Source organism: Luteimonas sp. Soil_C_5 (genome assembly GCF_057656615.1).
The window spans coordinates 204472-222999 of record NZ_JBDGKA010000002.1 but is presented as its reverse complement, the minus strand read 5'-3'; the positions used below and the strand labels follow the sequence as shown (position 1 = coordinate 222999).

Annotated in this window: 19 protein-coding genes; 7 read left to right on the top strand and 12 right to left on the bottom strand. The window is 67.9% G+C overall.

What is annotated here, in order from left to right; genetic code table 11:
• Position 1 precedes the first annotated feature (1 nt).
• Positions 2-2095 carry a carbon starvation CstA family protein gene (locus AC3A5K_RS05380; protein ID WP_487616492.1) on the bottom strand — a complete coding sequence of 698 codons (2094 nt, stop codon included), beginning with the start codon at positions 2093-2095 and terminating at the stop codon, positions 2-4.
• A gap of 385 nt (positions 2096-2480) precedes the next feature.
• Between AC3A5K_RS05380 and AC3A5K_RS05375 the strand changes: the two genes are divergently transcribed.
• Complete coding sequence (locus AC3A5K_RS05375) at positions 2481-3116, top strand: exopolysaccharide biosynthesis protein (protein WP_487616491.1); 636 nt, start codon at positions 2481-2483, stop codon at positions 3114-3116.
• Between the two features lie 96 nt (positions 3117-3212).
• On the opposite strand, the gene AC3A5K_RS05370 is transcribed toward AC3A5K_RS05375, so the two are convergent.
• The 8 genes from AC3A5K_RS05370 to miaB all read right to left on the bottom strand — a co-directional run bounded on the left by AC3A5K_RS05370 (position 3213) and on the right by miaB (position 11378).
• On the bottom strand, positions 3213-4238 hold the full coding sequence (locus AC3A5K_RS05370; RefSeq protein ID WP_487616490.1) for a magnesium and cobalt transport protein CorA: 1026 nt from the start codon (positions 4236-4238) through the stop codon (positions 3213-3215).
• A gap of 502 nt (positions 4239-4740) precedes the next feature.
• Positions 4741-5946, bottom strand: a complete 1206-nt coding sequence (locus tag AC3A5K_RS05365) for a lipoprotein N-acyltransferase Lnb domain-containing protein (protein ID WP_487616489.1) — start codon at positions 5944-5946, stop codon at positions 4741-4743.
• 9 nt (positions 5947-5955) lie between these two features.
• Entirely contained in the window at positions 5956-6825 is an 870-nt protein-coding gene (locus tag AC3A5K_RS05360; protein ID WP_487616488.1) for a CorC family transporter, read from the bottom strand.
• Between the two features lie 86 nt (positions 6826-6911).
• A complete protein-coding gene (gene ybeY / locus AC3A5K_RS05355; protein ID WP_487616487.1) occupies positions 6912-7400 on the bottom strand; it encodes an rRNA maturation RNase YbeY in 489 nt (162 codons plus the stop codon).
• Positions 7401-7405: 5 nt separating this feature from the next.
• Positions 7406-8377, bottom strand: coding sequence for a PhoH family protein (locus AC3A5K_RS05350; RefSeq protein ID WP_487616486.1), 972 nt, complete (start codon positions 8375-8377; stop codon positions 7406-7408).
• 74 nt (positions 8378-8451) lie between these two features.
• Positions 8452-9393, bottom strand: a complete 942-nt coding sequence (locus AC3A5K_RS05345) for a DKNYY domain-containing protein (protein WP_487616485.1) — start codon at positions 9391-9393, stop codon at positions 8452-8454.
• Positions 9394-9457: 64 nt separating this feature from the next.
• Positions 9458-9961, bottom strand: a complete 504-nt coding sequence (locus AC3A5K_RS05340) for an N-acetyltransferase family protein (protein ID WP_487616484.1) — start codon at positions 9959-9961, stop codon at positions 9458-9460.
• A 13-nt stretch (positions 9962-9974) separates the two neighbouring features.
• The gene (gene miaB, locus AC3A5K_RS05335) at positions 9975-11378 is read right to left on the bottom strand and encodes a tRNA (N6-isopentenyl adenosine(37)-C2)-methylthiotransferase MiaB (RefSeq protein WP_487616483.1); all 1404 of its coding nucleotides are present in this window, start codon (positions 11376-11378) and stop codon (positions 9975-9977) included.
• Positions 11379-11518: 140 nt separating this feature from the next.
• Between miaB and AC3A5K_RS05330 the strand changes: the two genes are divergently transcribed.
• From AC3A5K_RS05330 to AC3A5K_RS05305, 6 genes are all read left to right on the top strand, one after another.
• Positions 11519-12487: a lytic transglycosylase domain-containing protein gene (locus AC3A5K_RS05330; protein WP_487616482.1), complete on the top strand. Its 969-nt coding sequence runs from the start codon at positions 11519-11521 to the stop codon at positions 12485-12487.
• Between the two features lie 141 nt (positions 12488-12628).
• Positions 12629-13267, top strand: coding sequence for a ubiquinol-cytochrome c reductase iron-sulfur subunit (gene petA / locus AC3A5K_RS05325; protein ID WP_487616481.1), 639 nt, complete (start codon positions 12629-12631; stop codon positions 13265-13267).
• Positions 13267-14526, top strand: coding sequence for a cytochrome b (locus tag AC3A5K_RS05320; protein ID WP_487616480.1), 1260 nt, complete (start codon positions 13267-13269; stop codon positions 14524-14526). Before petA ends, AC3A5K_RS05320 begins: the two co-directional genes overlap by 1 nt.
• Positions 14527-14542: 16 nt before the next feature.
• Positions 14543-15277 carry a cytochrome c1 gene (locus AC3A5K_RS05315; protein WP_487617057.1) on the top strand — a complete coding sequence of 245 codons (735 nt, stop codon included), beginning with the start codon at positions 14543-14545 and terminating at the stop codon, positions 15275-15277.
• Positions 15278-15444: 167 nt separating this feature from the next.
• Positions 15445-16065 (top strand): glutathione S-transferase N-terminal domain-containing protein, encoded by a 621-nt coding sequence (locus AC3A5K_RS05310; RefSeq protein ID WP_487616479.1) that lies wholly within the window; start codon positions 15445-15447, stop codon positions 16063-16065.
• 59 nt (positions 16066-16124) lie between these two features.
• A complete protein-coding gene (locus AC3A5K_RS05305; RefSeq protein ID WP_487616478.1) occupies positions 16125-16607 on the top strand; it encodes a ClpXP protease specificity-enhancing factor in 483 nt (160 codons plus the stop codon).
• 274 nt (positions 16608-16881) lie between these two features.
• On the opposite strand, the gene AC3A5K_RS05300 is transcribed toward AC3A5K_RS05305, so the two are convergent.
• The 3 genes from AC3A5K_RS05300 to AC3A5K_RS05290 all read right to left on the bottom strand — a co-directional run bounded on the left by AC3A5K_RS05300 (position 16882) and on the right by AC3A5K_RS05290 (position 18494).
• Complete coding sequence (locus AC3A5K_RS05300; RefSeq protein ID WP_487616477.1) at positions 16882-17214, bottom strand: DUF3301 domain-containing protein; 333 nt, start codon at positions 17212-17214, stop codon at positions 16882-16884.
• A 141-nt stretch (positions 17215-17355) separates the two neighbouring features.
• Positions 17356-18228, bottom strand: a complete 873-nt coding sequence (gene nadC / locus AC3A5K_RS05295) for a carboxylating nicotinate-nucleotide diphosphorylase (RefSeq protein WP_487616476.1) — start codon at positions 18226-18228, stop codon at positions 17356-17358.
• Complete coding sequence (locus tag AC3A5K_RS05290; RefSeq protein WP_487616475.1) at positions 18225-18494, bottom strand: Trm112 family protein; 270 nt, start codon at positions 18492-18494, stop codon at positions 18225-18227. Before AC3A5K_RS05290 ends, nadC begins: the two co-directional genes overlap by 4 nt.
• Positions 18495-18528 lie beyond the last annotated feature (34 nt).

Below are 18528 nucleotides of genomic sequence, written 5' to 3'. Positions count from 1 at the left end.
CTCACATCCATGTCTGCTGCTGCTCGGGCGTCAGCTCCACGAACGGCGATTCCTTCGCCGTCGGCGCGGGTGCGCGGCGGGCCTTGAGGATTGCGCGGACCGCGAAGAACAACACGCTGAAGACCACGAACAGGAACAGCGTCGTCAGACCGGCATTGACGTAGCCGTTGACGATGACCTGGCGCATCTGGCCGGCGGTCTTGGCCGCGCCCAGCAGTTCGCCGTTGGCCAGCGCCGCCTGGTAGTGGCGGGCCTGGGCGAGGAAGCCCATGGCCGGCTTCGGGTCGAACAGCTTGATCAGGCCTGCGGACGTGGTGCAGATCAGCAGCCACACCGCCGGGACGACCGTGACCCATGCGTAGCGGTCCTTCTTCATCTTGAACAGCACCACCGTGCACAGCATCAGCGCGATGCCCGCGAGCATCTGGTTGGCGATACCGAACAGCGGCCACAGGGTATTGATGCCACCCAGCGGATCCACGACGCCCTGATAGAGGAAGTAGCCCCACAGCGCGACACAGCCCGCGGTACCGAGTGCGTTTGCACCCCAGTTCTCGGTCTTGCGCAGCACTGGCACGAAGTTGCCGAGCAGGTCCTGCAGCATGAAGCGACCGGCGCGGGTACCCGCGTCGACGGCGGTCAGGATGAAGAGCGCCTCGAACAGGATCGCGAAGTGGTACCAGAACGCCATGGCGCCGTCGCCGGTGCCGGGCAGGGCGTCATGCAGGATCACCGCGATACCGACGGCGAGCGTCGGTGCGCCACCGGCGCGCGAGATGATCGTGCTTTCGCCGATCTGCTGGGCCTTGAGTTCCAGCGCCTCGGGCGTGATGACGAAGCCCATCTGGCTGACCGCGGCCGCTGCGCTCTGCACGTCCGTGCCGAGGACTGCGGCCGGGCTGTTCATCGCGAAGTAGATGCCCGGATCGAGGATCGAGGCCGCGACCAGCGCCATGATCGCCACGAACGATTCCATCAGCATGCCGCCGTAGCCGATGTAGCGGGCGTGGGTTTCGTTGGCGAGCAGCTTGGGCGTGGTGCCCGAGGAAATCAGCGCATGGAAGCCGGAGACGGCGCCGCACGCGATCGTGATGAAGAGGAACGGGAACAGGCCGCCCTTCCAGACCGGACCGTCGCCGGTGGAGGCGAACTCGGTCAGCGCCGGCATTTTCAGCGTGGTGACTTCCGGACTGGCGATGACGATACCGATCGCCAGCGCGACGATCACGCCGATCTTGAGGAACGTCGACAGGTAGTCGCGCGGGGCGAGCAGCAGCCACACCGGCAGGGTCGCGGCGACGAAGCCGTAACCGATCAGCATCCAGGTGATCTGGGTGCCGGTGAAGGTGAAAGCCGGGCCCCAGTAGGGATCCGCACCGACCTTGCCGCCGAACCAGATCGCCGCGAGCAGGGCGATGATGCCGAAGATCGAGATTTCACCGATCTTGCCCGGGCGGATGTAGCGCATGTAGATGCCCATGAAGACCGCGATGGGCATCGTCGCGATCACCGTGAACATGCCCCACGGGCTCTCGGCCAGTGCCTTGACGACGATCATCGCCAGCACCGCCAGGATGATGATCATGATCATGAAGGCGCCGAACAGCGCGATGGTGCCGGCGACCTGGCCCATCTCCTCGCGCACCAGATCGCCGAGCGAACGGCCGTTCCGGCGCGTGGAGATGAAGAGGACCATGAAGTCCTGCACGGCGCCCGCGAGCACCACGCCGACGATCAGCCACAGCATGCCGGGCAGATACCCCATCTGCGCAGCGAGCACCGGGCCGACCAGCGGACCGGCGCCGGCGATGGCGGCGAAGTGGTGACCGAACAGCACGTGCTTGTTGGTCGGGACGTAATCGAGACCGTCGTTGTTGGCGTGCGCGGGGGTTGCCCGACGCGGATTGAGCCCCAACACCTTGTCGGCGATGTACAGGCTGTAGTAGCGGTAGGCGACCAGATAGATCGAGACTGCGGCCACGACGATCCAGAGCGCACTGATCTGTTCGCCTTGTCGCAGGGCCACGACGCCCATACAGGACGCGCCCAGCAGCGCGACTGCGCCCCAGACCACGTGATTGATGGCACCCTTCATTTTCGGTTAATCCAGGGGAAGACGCGCACAGGGTCGCCCCGGCGGCGGGCGGGGTCAATGGAATTGCGACCGAATCGCCAATTCAGGACGTACGACTTTCGTCTTACACAGGCGTCGAGGTGTTCGAATGACGCCGCGCTGCGGGTTCGGCGGCGGCACGAACCGGCTGAGGGCTGCATGTCCAGGCGAGACGGAAGCCGGGCCAGAGTCTTCGCTGATCGTCCGGGTGGCGGGGCGCGTGCGCGCCGCAATACCCGGGCGCTGGGCTGACAGACTGCTAGCATTGCGCGCTTTGCGGCCGGGCACCGGCGGGTTGCGGGATGACGACGATGGACGACAGGGGCAGCTGGATGTGCCGCACACGATCGCCTGCCGGCCCGACGCGATGAGTGCGGCTGCGGACGCCCCGCTGCGTGAGCAGCTGCAGTCCCTGATCGCACGCCTGCCCGAGGGCGACGTGGCGGTGGGGCCACTGGTCGACGAGCTCGGCGCCCAGGGCATGTTGCTGCTGGTCATCGTGCTGACCCTGGTGTTCCTGATTCCGGTGTCGATTCCCGGCGTCAGTACCGTGTTCGGCGCCGTGATCGTGCTGATCGGTGCGGCGCGGCTCATGGGGCGCCCCCTCTGGCTGCCGGCTGCGGTCCGTCGGCGCTCGGTCCCGGCAGGTCGCCTGCGCGGCGCGCTCGATGTCGGCCTGACCTGGGTGCAGCGGCTCGAGCGCATCACAAAGCCAGGCCGCTTCGCCGCGATGAGCGAAGGGCGTGGCACCGGTCTGTTCAACGATGCCGCGCTGATCCTGGGCGCCGTGCTGCTGATGGCGCCGTTCGGCTTCATCCCTTTCAGCAACACCGTGCCCGGCGTCGCCCTGATGTGCCTGGCGATCGGCCTGTTGCAGCGCGACGGGCTGATGGTGCTGCTCGGGCACCTGATGAACGTGCTGACGATCGTCTACTTCGCCGTCCTGATCGGCGGCGGCGGTCTGGCGATCCGGGAACTGGCGTCGAGGTTCTGGCCGGCCTAGCAGACGGGCGGGGCGTTGGCGTACGTGCTCGCGCGACGCTGCTCTGCTCCGCCAAGGCCGATCGCCCGGGGATGCGCGCCCGCGGCGCGCGCCTGGCTACAGCCAGCGTGCCTTCTTGAACATCCGGTAGAGCACGACCATCACCACGCCCACGCCGCCGATCAGCAGCGGATACGCATAGCGTTCGTCGAGTTCGGGCATGTCGTGGAAGTTCATGCCGTACCAGCTGGTGATCAGCGTCGGCGCGGCGAGCAACGCGGCCCAGGCGCCGAGCTTCTTGACGGTCTCGCCCTGGGTCAGCGTCACCAGCGCCTGGTTGACGCCCAGCGCGGTGCCGAGGATGTCGCGGATCGCATCGATGGTCTCGTTGATGCGCACCGAGTGGTCGAGCACGTCGCGGATGTAGAGCTTGGCCTCGCTCGGGATCAGCGGGCTGCTGCTGCGCACCAGCTGCGAGAGCACGTCCTGCAGCGGCGTCACCGCGACGCGCATGTAGGTCAGCTCGCGCTTGAGCTGGTAGAGCCGGATCACGATGCCGCGGTGGAACTGCTCGCTGATGATGTCCTGCTCGAGCGCGTTGAGCGTCGCCTTGAAGTCGTCGACGATCGGCAGGTAGTTGTCGACGATCGCATCCAGCACCGCGTACAGCGCCGCCGGCGCGCCCATCGCCATCAGTTCGGGTTCGCGTTCGATGCGCTGCCGCGCGGGTGCATACGACAGCGACGCGCCATGGCGCACGGTCACCAGATAGCGCGCGCCGAGAAAGATGTGGGTCTCGCCGTAGGCGATGCGTTCGTCGATCGCCTGCGCGGTATTGGCGACGATGAACAGCGAATCGCCGTAGGCCTCGATCTTCGGCCGCTGGTGCGCCTTGCCGGCGTCCTCGATCGCCAGATCGTGCAGGCAGAACTCCTCCTGCAGTTGCGCCAGCACGTCGGCGCCCGGTTCGTACAGGCCGATCCACACGAAGCTGCCGTCGTCGATCGCCAGCACGTCGCTGATGTCGTCGAGCAGGATGTCGCGCTTGGTGCCGTCCGACCCGTATACGGCGCAATTGACCACGCAGTCTGGATTGGCGGCAGCGGGTGCCGCGGCGGGCACAGGTTCGGAGGAGGTCTGCATCGCGTCATCGTCCGCCACCGCGGCGGGCGCGACAAGCGCTGGTGTGTCCGTGGGACTCGCCTCGGTGACACAGGCTTCGCAGACCAGTGCCGCGGTGCAAGCCGGAACGCGCCACCTGGTCCGCGCTCGAGTCATCGCGATGAAAAGGGGTGTTGCCTGCAGCGACGTCGCGTAATCCCTTCGCGATCGCGTTGAGGGTTGTTCTTCGGGCTGACCCGTTGCCGAAGATCTGTGCGGTTCTGCGTCGGCCCACCTCCATGGCAGCCGGTCGCGGCGCGACGTGCGCGACGGGTCGGTGGTCACCGCAGCTCTGGCCACCACGCAGAATCATTACCCGCCTGGCGAGCAGGAACCCAACAGCGCGTTGCGCCGCGCACGCTTCAGCTTGCGATTCGATGACAGGCCGCGTTCCGAAGTCACAGGACGATCGACGTTTCGCGCTGCTGCGCCGCGCTTCCGGCGTGACCGGACCTGCGTCCGTCGAGCGCCGCCGGGATGTCGATCAGGAACGAAGGGGCGTCGGCACTGCCGGCCGCCGCAATACCCGGAACAGCGCCACATGCACCGGCATCAGCAGCGACAGCCACGCCGCATTGCGTTGCGGCAGCACCGGCAGCCAGTGCAGGAACACCGCGACGACGCCGCACAGCACCACGCTGCCGAGCACCCAGCCGAACATCGCGCCCGGCGCACGGCCGCGCGCGATGCGCCAGCCGCCGGGCAGCAGCAGCAGGCACAGCGGGTTGAGCAGCAGCAGGTTCTGGTTGCGCCAGGCGAAGCCGTGGGCGGTGCCCAGCCACAGGAACAGCATCACGCCGCCGAGCAGGGCGGCCACGGTCCAGAAGGGCAGGGCGACCGCCGCCAGGGCGCGTGGCGCGGTGCGGCCGGCGATCAGGATGGCCGCGCCAAGCGCCAGACCGGCCAACAGCCACGGCCACAGCAGACGTGGACGCTCGACGGGCTCGGGCGCCTGGGTGTGCGGCACGATGACCTGTTCGCTCGACACCAGCGGCCGCCCGTCGACATTGCGTGCGTCGCGCAGCGCATCGGCCAGCCGCATTGGCACGAAGGCGTCGTCCCACAGCGCATTGGGCCGGTCCGCGGCGGGGCCGAGGCCGATGTCGAACCCGAGCCACATCCACAGCGCGGGCGAGGCCAGGCGCACCGCGTCGCCGCGGTAGCTGTTGCCGCGCGACCGGCCCTGCAGCTGGCTGTGCAGCGCGCCGCCGAGTGCGCGGTCGATGGCGTCGCGCACGCGGGTGGAGCAGTTGTCGGTGAAGTAGTCGTAGCGGTAGTGCGCGTTCTCGGGCTTCGCGTTCTCGGCCAGCGCCGCAGCGAGTGCGCGCGCCTGGTCGGGGTCGAGATCCAGCCACTGGATCGAGACGCCGCGGCCGACCTGGCGGTAGTAGGCCAGGTCATCGACGAACGGCAACGCGGCCAGCATGTAGCGCATGTCGCCGCGGATGAAGCGCGGCACGAAGTCGGGCTCGTTCGGGTCGAAGAAGCCGAAGTTGTAGGACAGCGGTTCCGGCTCGGCCGGATCGTCGACGATCAGCGCGTTGTGGCCGAAGCGTTCGAAGAACACGTCGCCGGGCTGCATCGTCGCCACGCCGATCTGCGGAACATCGACATCGGCGACGTCCTGTGCGGCCGCGAGCAGCGGCCACAGTCCCAGGCACAACAGCAGCGCCAGCGCGCGTGCGATCACGCGCGTCGGTCAGACTTCGGCATGCACGCTGACGTGCAGCGCATGCAGGCGGCGCGAGTCGGCATCGGTGACGCGGAACACGAAGCGGCCCAGCGTCAGTTCTTCGCCGACTTCCGGCAGGTGGCCGATCGCACCGGTGATCACGCCACCGATGGTGTCGTATTCGTCGTCGTCGAAATCCGAACCGAAACGCTCGTTGAAATCCGCGATCGGGGTCAGCGCGCTCACCGCGAACTGGCCGTCGGCCTGCGCCGCGATCAGCGCGTTCGGATCCTCGGCGTCATCGTGCTCGTCGTCGATCTCGCCGACGATCTCTTCCAGCACGTCCTCGATCGTCACCAGTCCGGCGACGCCGCCGTACTCGTCGATGACGATGGCCATGTGGTTGCGCGACTGGCGGAACTCGCGCAGCAGCACATTGAGTTTCTTCGACTCGGGAATCAGCACCGCCGGGCGCAGCAACTCGTGGATCGAGCCGGGGCCGTTGTCGGCGACGACGCCGCGCAGCAGATCCTTGGCCAGCAGGATGCCGAGGATCTCGTCCTTGTCATCGCCGTGCACCGGGAAGCGCGAATGGCCGGACTCGACGACCTGGCGCATCAGTTCGAGGAAGGGCGCATCGGCAGGCAGCGCGACCATCTGTGCGCGCGGCACCATGACGTCGCCGACCGTCTTGCTGGAAATGCCGAGCGCACCTTCGAACATGCGCAGCGTGTCGGCATCGATCAGGCCGTCGGCGTGCGTATCGCGCAGCAGTTCGACGAGATCGTCGCGGTTGCTGGGCTCGCCGGAGATCGCGGAGCTCAGGCGTTCGAGCCAGCCACGGCGGCGTTCCTGGGGTTCGGAACCGGGGGAAGGTCGACTGTCATCCTCGGACATGGTGCGGTTTTTTCGGTTGGCATGCGTCCGGATGGACGTGGCAGCAGTCTAGCAGGCCGGCGTGGCGGGCCTGCGAACGTGACCTGTCAGCGGACTTCGCCCGCGTAGGGATCGCCGACGCCGAGTTCGGCCAGGATCTCGCGTTCCAGCTGCTCCATGGCCTCGGCCTCGGGCGTGTTCTCGTGGTCCCAGCCCAGCAGATGCAGCACGCCGTGCACGGTCAGATGTGCGTAGTGCGCATTCAGTGTCTTGCCCTGTTCGCTGGCCTCGCGCGCGACCACGGGCGCGCAGATCACCAGGTCGCCGAGCAGCGGCAGGCGCACGCCTTCGGGCAGGCCCTCTGGCAGTTCGGCCGGAAAACTCAGCACGTTGGTCGCGTAGTCCTTGCCGCGGTAATGCCGGTTGAGCGCACGGCCTTCGTCTTCGCCCACGATGCGCAGCGCGAGATCGGCGTTGCGGATGCGGCCGTCCAGCGCCGCTGCGGCCCAGCGGCGGAAACTGGCCGCGGCCGGCACGCCCTTGCGGGCGGTGGCATAGCCCACGGCGATGTCGAGCTGGACCGGTCCCTGGGTCATCGGTGTCACTCCGCGTCGTTCGCGGCGTCGCGCCGCTCGTAGGCGGTGACGATACGGGCGACCAGCGGGTGGCGCACGACGTCACGGGCCTCGAAGAAAGTGAAGCTGACGCCTTCGACGCCGCGCAGCACGTCGATCGCGTCCTTGAGGCCGGATTTCACGTGCTTGGGCAGATCGACCTGGGTCATGTCGCCGGTGACCACGGCCGTGCTGCCGAAGCCGAGGCGGGTCAGGAACATCTTCATCTGTTCGATGGTGGTGTTCTGCGCCTCGTCGAGGATCACGAAGGCATCGTTGAGCGTGCGGCCACGCATATAGGCCAGCGGTGCGATCTCGATGACGTTGCGTTCCAGCAGCTTGGCGACCTTTTCCACGCCCAGCATCTCGTACAGCGCGTCGTAGAGCGGGCGCAGGTAGGGGTCGACCTTCTGGCTGAGATCGCCGGGCAGGAAACCCAGCTTCTCGCCGGCCTCGACCGCCGGGCGCACCAGGATCAGACGCTGCACCTTGGCCTCGTTCAGGGCTTCGACCGCCATCGCCACGGCGAGGAAGGTCTTGCCGGTGCCGGCCGGGCCGATGCCGAAGTTGATGTCGTGGCCGGTGATGCGGTGCAGGTACTTCGCCTGGTTCGGTCCGCGGCCGCGGATGGTGCCGCGCTTGACGCGCACCGCGACTTCCTGGGGCTGGTAGTCGTCGCCCTCGACATTCGCATCGCTCAGACGCATCGCGACCGCCTGGCTGTCGAACACCTCGGTTTCGGTCTCGGCGTACAGGGCCTTGAGCAGCTTCTCGGTGCGGTCGAGCATGCCGGTGTCGCGGCCGGTGATCCGAAAGATGTTGCCGCGATTGGCGATCTCGACGCCGAGGCGCAGCTCGATCTGGCGCAGGTGGCCATCGAAGGGACCGGCAAGATTGGCCAGGCGCACCGAATCGGAGGGCTCGAGCAGGAAGGTGCGTTCGGGAAGGGCATTGGTCATGGCGCGGATTCTAGCGGCCGGCATGTCGTCGCCGTGCAGATTCGCGCGCGCGGCGCACGGTCAGTTGTCGCCGGCTAGGGTTGGGCTGCGGCAGGCGCAGAAGTCACGGGCAGGGGCGGCTCGGCCAGCACGTGGCGGGTGTCGCAATCGATCCGGAGACGGCCCCGGTAACAGGCGTTGGCGTCGCGGATGCAGCCCGCGCAGCCCGGATGCGGCCGGGCGGTCGCGGGATCGACATCGACGCGGGCGCCATCGGTGTCGATGACATGGCGTGCATCGGCCGCGAAATGCCGGTCGATCACGCGAAAGCTGGCCCGATCGATCCCGTCGATCCGGTGGAACCGGTCGCTGTAGACGCACAGGCGGTCGGTGATCCAGTCCTGCTCCAGCGCGAGGCTCTGCGGATCGCACACCTCGACGCGGCGAAGCCGATCCTCGTGCGCCGCCGGTTCGCCGATGGGGCTGAGCAGCGAGTAGCCGCGTACGCGGTCGACGGCGTGCGCCGAACTGAGCGCGCGGAAGCTGGCGCGATCCGCGTCGTCGACCCGCACCAGGTTGTACGGGCTGTAGACGCAGGCCGCATCCATTGGCCAGCGGTGCGCGTCGAGGTCGAGCGTGGCGATGTCGCAGACCTCGCGCGCCGTGCCGCCGCTGTACGCGCGTCGCCGGTCGACGCCGTGCCGTCCGAGCAGCCGGAACGACGCGAGGTCCGCCCCGTCGATGGCGCGCCACTGGAAATAGACCTGCGCACGGTCGCGCGCATAGTGCGTGCGCGCGTAGGGTTTGAACGTGTCCGGATCCGCTTCCGCGACCGGCCGGCCCCACAGATACACCCGGCTCCGGTCGCGGCCGTACTCCCGGTTGATCTTGCGGAAACTCGCGGCGTCGGCGCCTTCGATCGCGACCGGACCGTGCTTGCCCGAGTTGTAGAAGACCGTGTCGTCTTCAACGCTGTAGCCGGAACAGCCGGCCAGGGCGCACAGGACACACAAGAGGACGATCATCCCTGACCGCATGCGATGGCTCCTTCTGCAAGGTCCGCAATGATGCGTGGCAACCGGTGGCCGTGGCCATCCCGGTTCACAGCGTGCGGTGCATCACCAGGATGTCGGTCGGCCCGAGCGTTGCATGCCGGAACGCGCCGGGCACGCGGCCGACGATGTCGAAACCGTGACGCTGCCACAGCGCGATCGCGCCGGTATTGCTGGCGACCACGTAGTTGAATTGCATCGCGGTGAAGCCGGCTGCGCGCGCCTGCGCCATCGCATGCGTGCACAGCGCCGAGGCGATGCCCTGGCCCCGCGCCTCGGCCGCGACCATGAAGCCCGCATTGGCGACATGGTCACCCAGGCCCGGCTGGTTCGGCTTGAGCAGATACAGGCCGACGACCTGCGCGCCGCGCTCGGCGACGAAACAGCGCGCCGGTGATGTGGTCCACAGCGCCCGCGCCTCGTCCAGCGTGATGTCCGGCGCATAGGCGTAGGTGTCGCCGCGGGCCACGACGTCGCGGAATACCGGCCAAACGCGTTCGAATCCGTGCGCATCGATCTCGCGGATCGTCAGCGGCAAGGGCAGGGCGGACACGATGCGCCCGACGTCAGGCGCCGACCACGCGCCCGCGCAGCGAATTGCTCAGCGCGTGGGTGATCTCGACATCGACGAACTGACCGATCAGTCGCGCCGGCGCCGGAAAGTTCACCGAGCGCATGTTCTCGGTCTTGCCGGTGAGTTCGTTGGGATCCTTGCGCGACGGCCCTTCGACCAGCACCGTCTGCACGCTGCCGACCATGCGTTCGGAGATGCCGGCCGCGTGGGCATTGATATGCGCCTGCAGGCGCGAGAGACGCGCGTGCTTTTCGTCCTGGCTCACCGAATCCTCGATGTCCGAGGCCGGCGTGCCCGGGCGGCGCGAATAGATGAAGGAGAACGACTGGTCGAAGCCGACATCCTCGATCAGCTTCATCGTCTTCTCGAAATCGGCCTCGGTCTCGCCGGGGAAGCCGACGATGAAATCCGAGCTGATCGAGATGTCCGGACGCACCGCGCGGAGCTTGCGGATCTTCTGCTTGAACTCGAGCGCGGTGTAGCCGCGCTTCATCGCCGACAGAATGCGGTCGCTGCCGGCCTGCACCGGCAGATGCAGATAGTTCGCCAGCTGCGGCACGTCGCGATAGGCCTCGACCAGCGAGTCGGAGAACTCCAGCGGGTGCGAGGTGGTGAAACGGATGCGGTCCACGCCGTCGATCTCGGCGATGGTGCGGATCAGCAGGCCGAGGTCCGCGATCTCACCGTCACCCATCGGGCCGCGATACGCATTGACGTTCTGGCCCAGCAGATTGATCTCGCGCACGCCCTGGCCGGCCAGTTGCACGACTTCGACCAGCACGTCCTCGAACGGCCGGCTGACTTCCTCGCCGCGGGTGTAGGGCACCACGCAGAACGAGCAGTACTTCGAGCAGCCTTCCATGATCGACACGAACGCGCTCGGCCCGTCGGCGCGCGGTTCGGGCAGGCGGTCGAACTTCTCGATCTCGGGAAAGCTGATGTCGACCTGCGGCAGGCCGGTCTCGCGCTTGGCGCGGATCAGCTCGGGCAGGCGATGCAGCGTCTGCGGACCGAACACCAGGTCCACGTAGGGCGCGCGCTTGACGATCGCTTCGCCTTCCTGCGACGCGACGCAGCCGCCGACGCCGATCAGCACCGGCTTGCCGTCCCTCTTGAGCGCCTTCCAGCGGCCGAGCTGGCTGAAGACCTTCTCCTGCGCCTTCTCGCGGATCGAGCAGGTGTTGACCAGCACCACGTCCGCTTCTTCGACGTTGTCGGTGAGCTCCAGGCCGTCGCTGGCGGCGAGCACGTCGGCCATCTTGGCCGAGTCGTACTCGTTCATCTGGCACCCGTGGGTCTGGATGTAGAGCTTGCCGCGCGGCGGCGCGCCGGGCTGGGCGTGCAGGGCGGGCGCAGGGGCCAGCGGATCGCCGGCGAGGGAGGCGGTTTCGGTCATGGCGTGTCCGGGGCGCGGCGTTGAGTCCGGGCCGGATGGCGAGTGGGCGCGCAGTGTAGCGGCTCGTGGCCGGCGCGCCGATTCGCGCGTTCACAATCAAGGACTTGGCAAGCGCCGCGGAAGCGTGGACACTCCGCGACGTGAAACGGGGATGGGGACTCATCGTGGCGCTCGGTCTGCTGGCGGCCTTTCCGGTTGCCGGCAGCTCGCTGTATCGCTGCGACACCGGCGACGGCATTCCCCAGTACGTCAGCAAGCGTGTCAGCGGTGCGAGTTGCCGGGTCGTGGGTGGCGCGCCGCCGCCGCCGAGTCGCAGTGCAGGGGCGTCCGCCGCGCGCGCGACACCTGCTTCCGTGCCCGCAGCGGCCCCTTCGAACGTCGACAGCGGCGCACCGGCGACCTTCATGGGTGGCACGGCAGGCGCACCCGCAGCCGCAGTGTCGACGCCCGCCTCGGCGCCCGCCGCCACACCGGCGCCGACACCGGCCCGGACCACGGCCGCATCGGGTGCCAGCGCGGGTCAACGTCGCCTGCAGCAGGGGCAGGTGTATTCGTACGTCAAGGACGGCGTGCGCCACTACAGCAGCAGTCGGCCATCGGGCGGCGCCCAGGTGGCGGCGGTCCGCACGATCAACTACAGCTTCTTCGAGACCTGCTACGCCTGCGGCGCGGCGCCGGGGGTGAACTTCGGCAACGTGCGCCTGAACCAGACCGCCTTCCGCGACGAGATCGCCCGGGCCTCGCGCGATTTCGGGGTCGAAGAAGCGATCGTGCGCGCGATCATGCATGCCGAGTCCGCGTTCAATCCGAACGCGCTGTCGCGGGCCGGCGCCCAGGGCCTGATGCAGCTGATGCCGGCGACGGCGCGCCGCTTCGGCGTGGTCAACGCCTACGACCCCGAGCAGAACATCCGCGGCGGCGTGGAGTACCTCGCCTGGCTGCTGAAGCGCTTCAACGGCGATCTGACCCTGGCCGCGGCGGGCTACAACGCCGGCGAAGGGGCGGTGGCCCGACACAAGGGCGTGCCGCCCTACGCCGAGACCCAGCGCTACGTGGTCCGTGTCGGCACCCTGGCCGAGCGCTACCGCGGCCAGCTCGCGAGCCGCTGATCACGGCGGGCCTGCGACCGATTGTCGCTGGATTCAGGGTTCCGCTACACTCGGGCGTGTTTTGCGGCCAGCGCAGGGAATCAGCGCCGGTCTGAGGCAGCCAGTACACAACAGCTACCGAAAACGAGAGCGGAGTACCGGATGGTCGACGAAACGGTGGTCGGGCCTGGTGGGGGAGAAGACCCGGTCAATGAGGGGCGGCGCCGCTTTCTGACGGCCAGCACGCTCGTGGTCGGTGCGGTGGGCGCGGGCATCACCGCGATCCCCTTCATCAAGTCCTGGAATCCGAGCGCACGCGCCAAGCTGGCGGGTGCACCGGTGACGGTGGACATCAGCGCGCTCGAGGAAGGGCAACGCCTGATCGCCGAGTGGCGGGGCCAGCCGATCTGGATCGTCAAGCGCTCCAAGGCGATCCTCGAGGCGTTGCCGACGCTCGACAGCCAGCTGCGCGATCCCGAATCGACCAACCTCGAACAGCAGCCGACCTACGTGCTGGAGGCCAATCCCGAGCTGCGCTCGATCAAGGCCGACATCTCGGTGCTGGTCGGTCTGTGCACGCATCTGGGCTGCTCGCCGGAAATGGTCGCCGAGATCCGTCCGGCCCCGTTCGACGCCAACTGGAAGGGCGGCTATTTCTGCCCCTGTCACAAGTCGAAGTTCGACATGGCCGGCCGCGTCTACGACGGCGTGCCTGCGCCGACCAACCTGCTGGTACCGCCGCACCACTACGCGGATGACAACACGCTGGTCATCGGTGTCGATCCGGAGGGAGCCGCCTGATGGCCAACGTCCTCGTCCGCGGCGCCCACGGCGTCTTCAACTGGGTCACCGAGCGCGCACCGGCTTTGATGCCGATGTACCGCAAGCACATGACCGAGTACTACGCGCCGAAGAACTTCAACATCTGGTACATCTTCGGCGTGCTGTCGCTGGTCGTGCTGGTCAACCAGATCCTGACCGGCATCTTCCTGACGATGCACTACAAGCCGAGCGCGGCGGATGCCTTCGCCTCGGTCGAATACATCATGCGCGACGTGGAGTGGGGCTGGCTGATCCGCTACATGCACTCCACGGGTGCGTCGCTGTTCTTCATCGTGGTCTACATCCACATGTTCCGCGGCCTGATGTACGGCAGTTACAAGAAGCCGCGCGAGCTGGTGTGGATCCTCGGCATGCTGATCTATCTGGTGCTGATGGCCGAAGCCTTCCTCGGCTACGTGCTGCCGTGGGGCCAGATGTCGTTCTGGGGCGCGAAGGTCATCATCTCGCTGTTCGGCGCGATTCCGGTGATCGGCAATGGCCTGACCGAATGGATCATGGGCGACTACCTGCCCAGCGACGCCACGCTCAACCGCTTCTTCGCCCTGCACGTGATCGCACTGCCGCTGGTGCTGCTGCTGCTGGTCGTGCTGCATCTGGGCGCGCTGCATGAAGTGGGCTCGAACAATCCCGACGGTGTCGAGATCAAGAAGGGTCCGAAGGGCAACCGCTGGTCGAAGACCGCGCCGGCCGACGGCATCCCGTTCCACCCGTACTACACGGTCAAGGACGGCTTCTACGTCTGCTTCTTCCTGATCATCGCGGCCTTCATCATCTTCTTCGCGCCGGCGTTCGGCGGCTGGTTCCTCGAGCACGACAACTTCACCGAGGCCAACCGCCTGGTGACGCCCGAGCACATCAAGCCGGTCTGGTACTACACGCCGTACTACGCGATGTTGCGCGTGGTGCCGCACAAGCTCAGCGGCGTGCTGGTGATGTTCGGCGCGATCGCGATCCTGTTCCTGGTGCCGTGGCTGGACCGCTGCAAGGTGCGCTCGCACCGCTACCGCGGCCCGATCACCAAGATCATGCTCGCGCTGCTGGTGGTGTGCTTCATCTGGCTCGGCAAGATCGGCGCCGGTCCGGGTACCGATCCGGTGGAGACGATCATCGGCCGGGTGCTGACCTTCCTGTATTTCGCGTTCTTCATCACGATGCCGGTCTGGACCAAGCTCGACAGGACCAAGGCCGTGCCGGACCGGGTGACGCTGCATGACTGACCACGCCTTCGCCCGCATGTGCCTCGCGCGCATCGTCACCGCCGCTGCGGGCCTGCTGCTGTCGTTCGGCGCGCTGGCGGCGGCCGGTGGGCCGGTGGAGCAGTCCGGCACCGACATCGGGGACCGGGCCTCGCTGCAGCGCGGCGCGCAGCTATACATGAACTACTGCGCCGGCTGCCACTCGCTGAAGTTCATGCGCTACTCGCGCATGGCCGAGGACCTGGGGCTGACCGAGGACGAGGTGATGAACAACCTCAACCTCACCGGCGCGGCCTACGGCGAGCACATCATCTCGTCGATGCCGGCCGAGCAGTCCGCGCAGTGGTTCGGCCAGACGCCGCCCGACCTGAGCCTGATCACGCGGGTGCGCGGCAGCGACTGGGTCTACACCTACCTCAAGTCGTTCTACATCGACGAGACCCGCCCGCTGGGCTGGAACAACGCGTTGTTCCCGAACGCTTCGATGCCCAACCCGCTGTGGGAGATGCAGGGTCTGCAGCATGCGGTGCACGGTGAAGCGGACGAGGGCGGGGAGCCTGCGGTCGCCCATCTCGAGCTCGGCTCGGCCGGCACCCAGAACGCGCAGCAGTTCGACCAGACCGTGCGCGACATCACCACGTTCCTCGAGTACGTCGGCGAGCCGGCCGCGCTCAAGCGCCAGCAACTCGGCGTCTGGGTACTGCTGTTCCTGACGTTCCTCACGTTCCTGGCCTGGCTTCTGAAGAAGGAATACTGGCGCGACGTCCACTGAGCGTGCCGCCCCTGGAAAGGGGCGATACGTGCGGCCCGGACGGCATTGCCGGGCGCGGCGGGGAAATGCGAGACTCGGGACCGCGACGACCGTCTGCGAGGGGCAGCCGGCGTCAGGGGCTGGCGGATCCAGCCTCCGGAAGGCCGACGACGGCCGTGAGTGCATCCATGCGAAACGTCCTGACATTGTTTTCCTCGGTCGATGATGTGCTGTGCCATCGGGCGCGCCTCGTGCTCGCGGCCAAGGGCGTCACCTACGACATGGTCGTGGTCGATCCCCAGAATCCGTCCGAGGATCTGATCGACCTCAACCCGTACCACTCGGTGCCGACTCTGGTCGAGCGCGAGCTGGTGTTGTACGCGGCCAGTGTGGTCAGCGAATACCTCGACGAACGCTACCCGCATCCGCCACTGATGCCGGTCGATCCGCTGTCGCGCGCGCGGCTGCGCCTGGCGATGCTGCGCATCGAGCACGACTGGGTGCCGCAGGTGCAGGCGATCCAGCTGGGCAACAAGGCCCAGGCCGAAGCGGCGCGCAAGCGCCTGAAGGAACTGGTCACCGCAGCGGTGCCGCTGTTCAAGGCCAGCAAGTTCTTCCTCAATCCCGAAATGAGCCTGGCCGACTGCGCGATGGCGCCGATCGTCTGGCGTCTGCATGCGCTGGACATCCCGTTGCCCAAGGACGGCGCCAAGGCGATCGAGGACTACGGCAACCGCATCTTCCGCAGCCCCGGCTTCGTCCGCAGCCTCACGCACCAGGAGCGTGGCCTGCGTCAGCTGCCGGACTGAAGGATGCGTCCGTGATGGCGTTGCAGGCGGACATTCCGGTGAATCGTTAGAATGTCCGCATGACGGATCGATCGCCTGCAATGACCAGCCACCGCCCGTATCTGCTGCGGGCGCTGTACGAATGGATTGCCGACAACGGCATGACGCCGCACATCCTCGTGGATGCGCGGCAGCCCGGCGTGCGGGTGCCCGCGCATACCGTCAAGGACGGCCGCGTCGTGCTCAACATCGCCGACCGCGCGGTCGCCCGGCTGGAGCTGGACAACGAGGGCGTGCGGTTTTCCGCACGCTTCGGCGGCGTCAGCCAGGCGGTCATGGTGCCGATCCCGGCCGTGCTGGCGATCTACGCCCGCGAGACCGGGCAGGGCATGGCGCTGCCCGAGGACATCGCGGGTCCGGCCGATGACGAGTCGATCGATGACGGGATGCCCGACGAGCGGCCGCAGCTCGAAGCGGTCGACGGCGACGGTCCCGACGATCCGCCCGATGGCAACGATCCGCCGTCCGAGCCGCGGCGCGGCCATCTGCGCGTGGTGAAGTAAGCCGGTTTGCGGCCGCCGCGCGCTGGTCGGGCGCGGCGCACATACAGCGTCTGCATGCGAGGCGCGGATGCGTTGAATCGCGCCGCGGGTGGCAGCTCGCGTGGATCACTCGAAAGCCCGGCATCTGATTCCGAAGACTTTGCGGCTGCATATCGCGTGCGGCCACCGGAGTTGCGGGGCTCGGTGTTCGGGCATCCGTGGTCCGCCGGCACTGCGGTGCAGACGGACACGACGCCATCACGAGCGCTCAAGCACGCAGCCCGCAGCGCCTGCCTCAGTGCAGCGAGGCCACCTGCGGTCGCACCGGGCCGCTGAACGCGATCAGCTGCTCACCGCGCAGGACCAGATGGCCGATATGACGCTGGATGCCGTCGTCGGAATAGTCGAAGCGGAAACTGCGTTCGAACCCGAGTCGGCCATCGTCGCCACGCCGCAATCGCGTCGCGTAGGCATGCACGCTCTGGTCCAGCCATTGCACCCCGGCCCGTTCGCAGGCCTCGCGGCCCAGCTGGCCCGCGCGTTCGGCCGCCGCGCGCGATGCGCTCCACCACTGGAACACCGCGAACGCGGCCAGCATCACGAAGATCATCGTCGGGAAGTCGGGCATGGGCGAACGGTGGCGACTGCAATGGGTGGGCGACCAGTATGGCCGCGATCCGTGGCCGCGCGCTCGCGCGATGCGGCTCAGCGGGCAAATGTCGCGCCGATATCCGCGGATGTGATCCCGCAGAGTTCTGCGGGCGTGCGGTCAGCCCGGTGGTGGGCCCAGTTTCAGCGACAGGTCGATCGCATGGACGTGCTTGGTCAGGCCGCCGATCGAGATGCAGTCCACACCGTCGTCGGCGATCGCGCGCAGGCCGGCCAGATCGACGCCGCCGGACACCTCCAGCGGAATACGCCCGTCGAACGGTGCAGCGTGCGCGATCCGCACGGCCTCGCGGCGCGTGTCCGCATCGAAATCGTCGATCAGCACGCGGGTGCAGCCCGCGGTCAGCGCTGCGCGCAGTTCGTCCAGGGTCTCGACTTCGACGATCAACGGCAGCGTCGGCGACTGCACGCGCGCCTGCGCGATCGCTTCGGCGATGCCGCCGGCGGCGCGGATGTGGTTTTCCTTGAGCATCACCGCGTCGTAGAGCCCGATGCGATGGTTGTGCCCGCCGCCGACGCGGACCGCGTACTTCTGCGCCAGGCGCAGGCCGGGCAGGGTCTTGCGCGTGTCGAGAATGCGCGTGCCGGTGCCCGCGACGGCCTCGACGTGCCGGGCGGTAGCGGTCGCGGTCGCGCTCAGGGTCTGCATGAAGTTCAGCGATGCGCGCTCGGCGCTGACGAGGGCGCGCGAACGGCCCTGCAGGGTCGCCAGCACGGTGCCGGCCACGACCCGGTCGCCTTCGTCCACGCGCCAGGCGATGCGCACGTCGGGATCGAGGGCGCGGTGGCAGGCGTCGAACCAGGGACGCCCGCAGACGACGGCGTCGGCCTTGCACAGCAGATAGGCGACGTCGGCGCCGTCGGGCAGCAGGGCGGCGGTGACGTCGCCACTGCCGATGTCCTCGGCCAGGGCCGCGGCGACGTCCGCGGCGACCGCCGCGTGCGGAATGCCGTGGCGGTCGTCGGCGGTCATGCCTTGGGGAAATCCGCGACCTGGCCGGTCGCGATGCCGTCTTCGACCAGCAGCACCGGAATGCCGTCGTCGACGCGGTACACGCGCTTGCGGTCGTGGGTCACCAGGGCCTCGCGAATCGCCTCGGCCTGGGCGTTGCCGTCCTCGCGCTGGATGCCGCCGGCGGCGATCGCCGCGTTCAGCGCATCGAGGCCGGCGCGGTCGAGCAGCGCGAGCGGCTGGCGGCTGGCGGGGCAGACGAGAATGTCGAGCAGCTTGCGGTCCATGGGCGGCATCTGGAGGCGTGGAAACGGGAGCGCG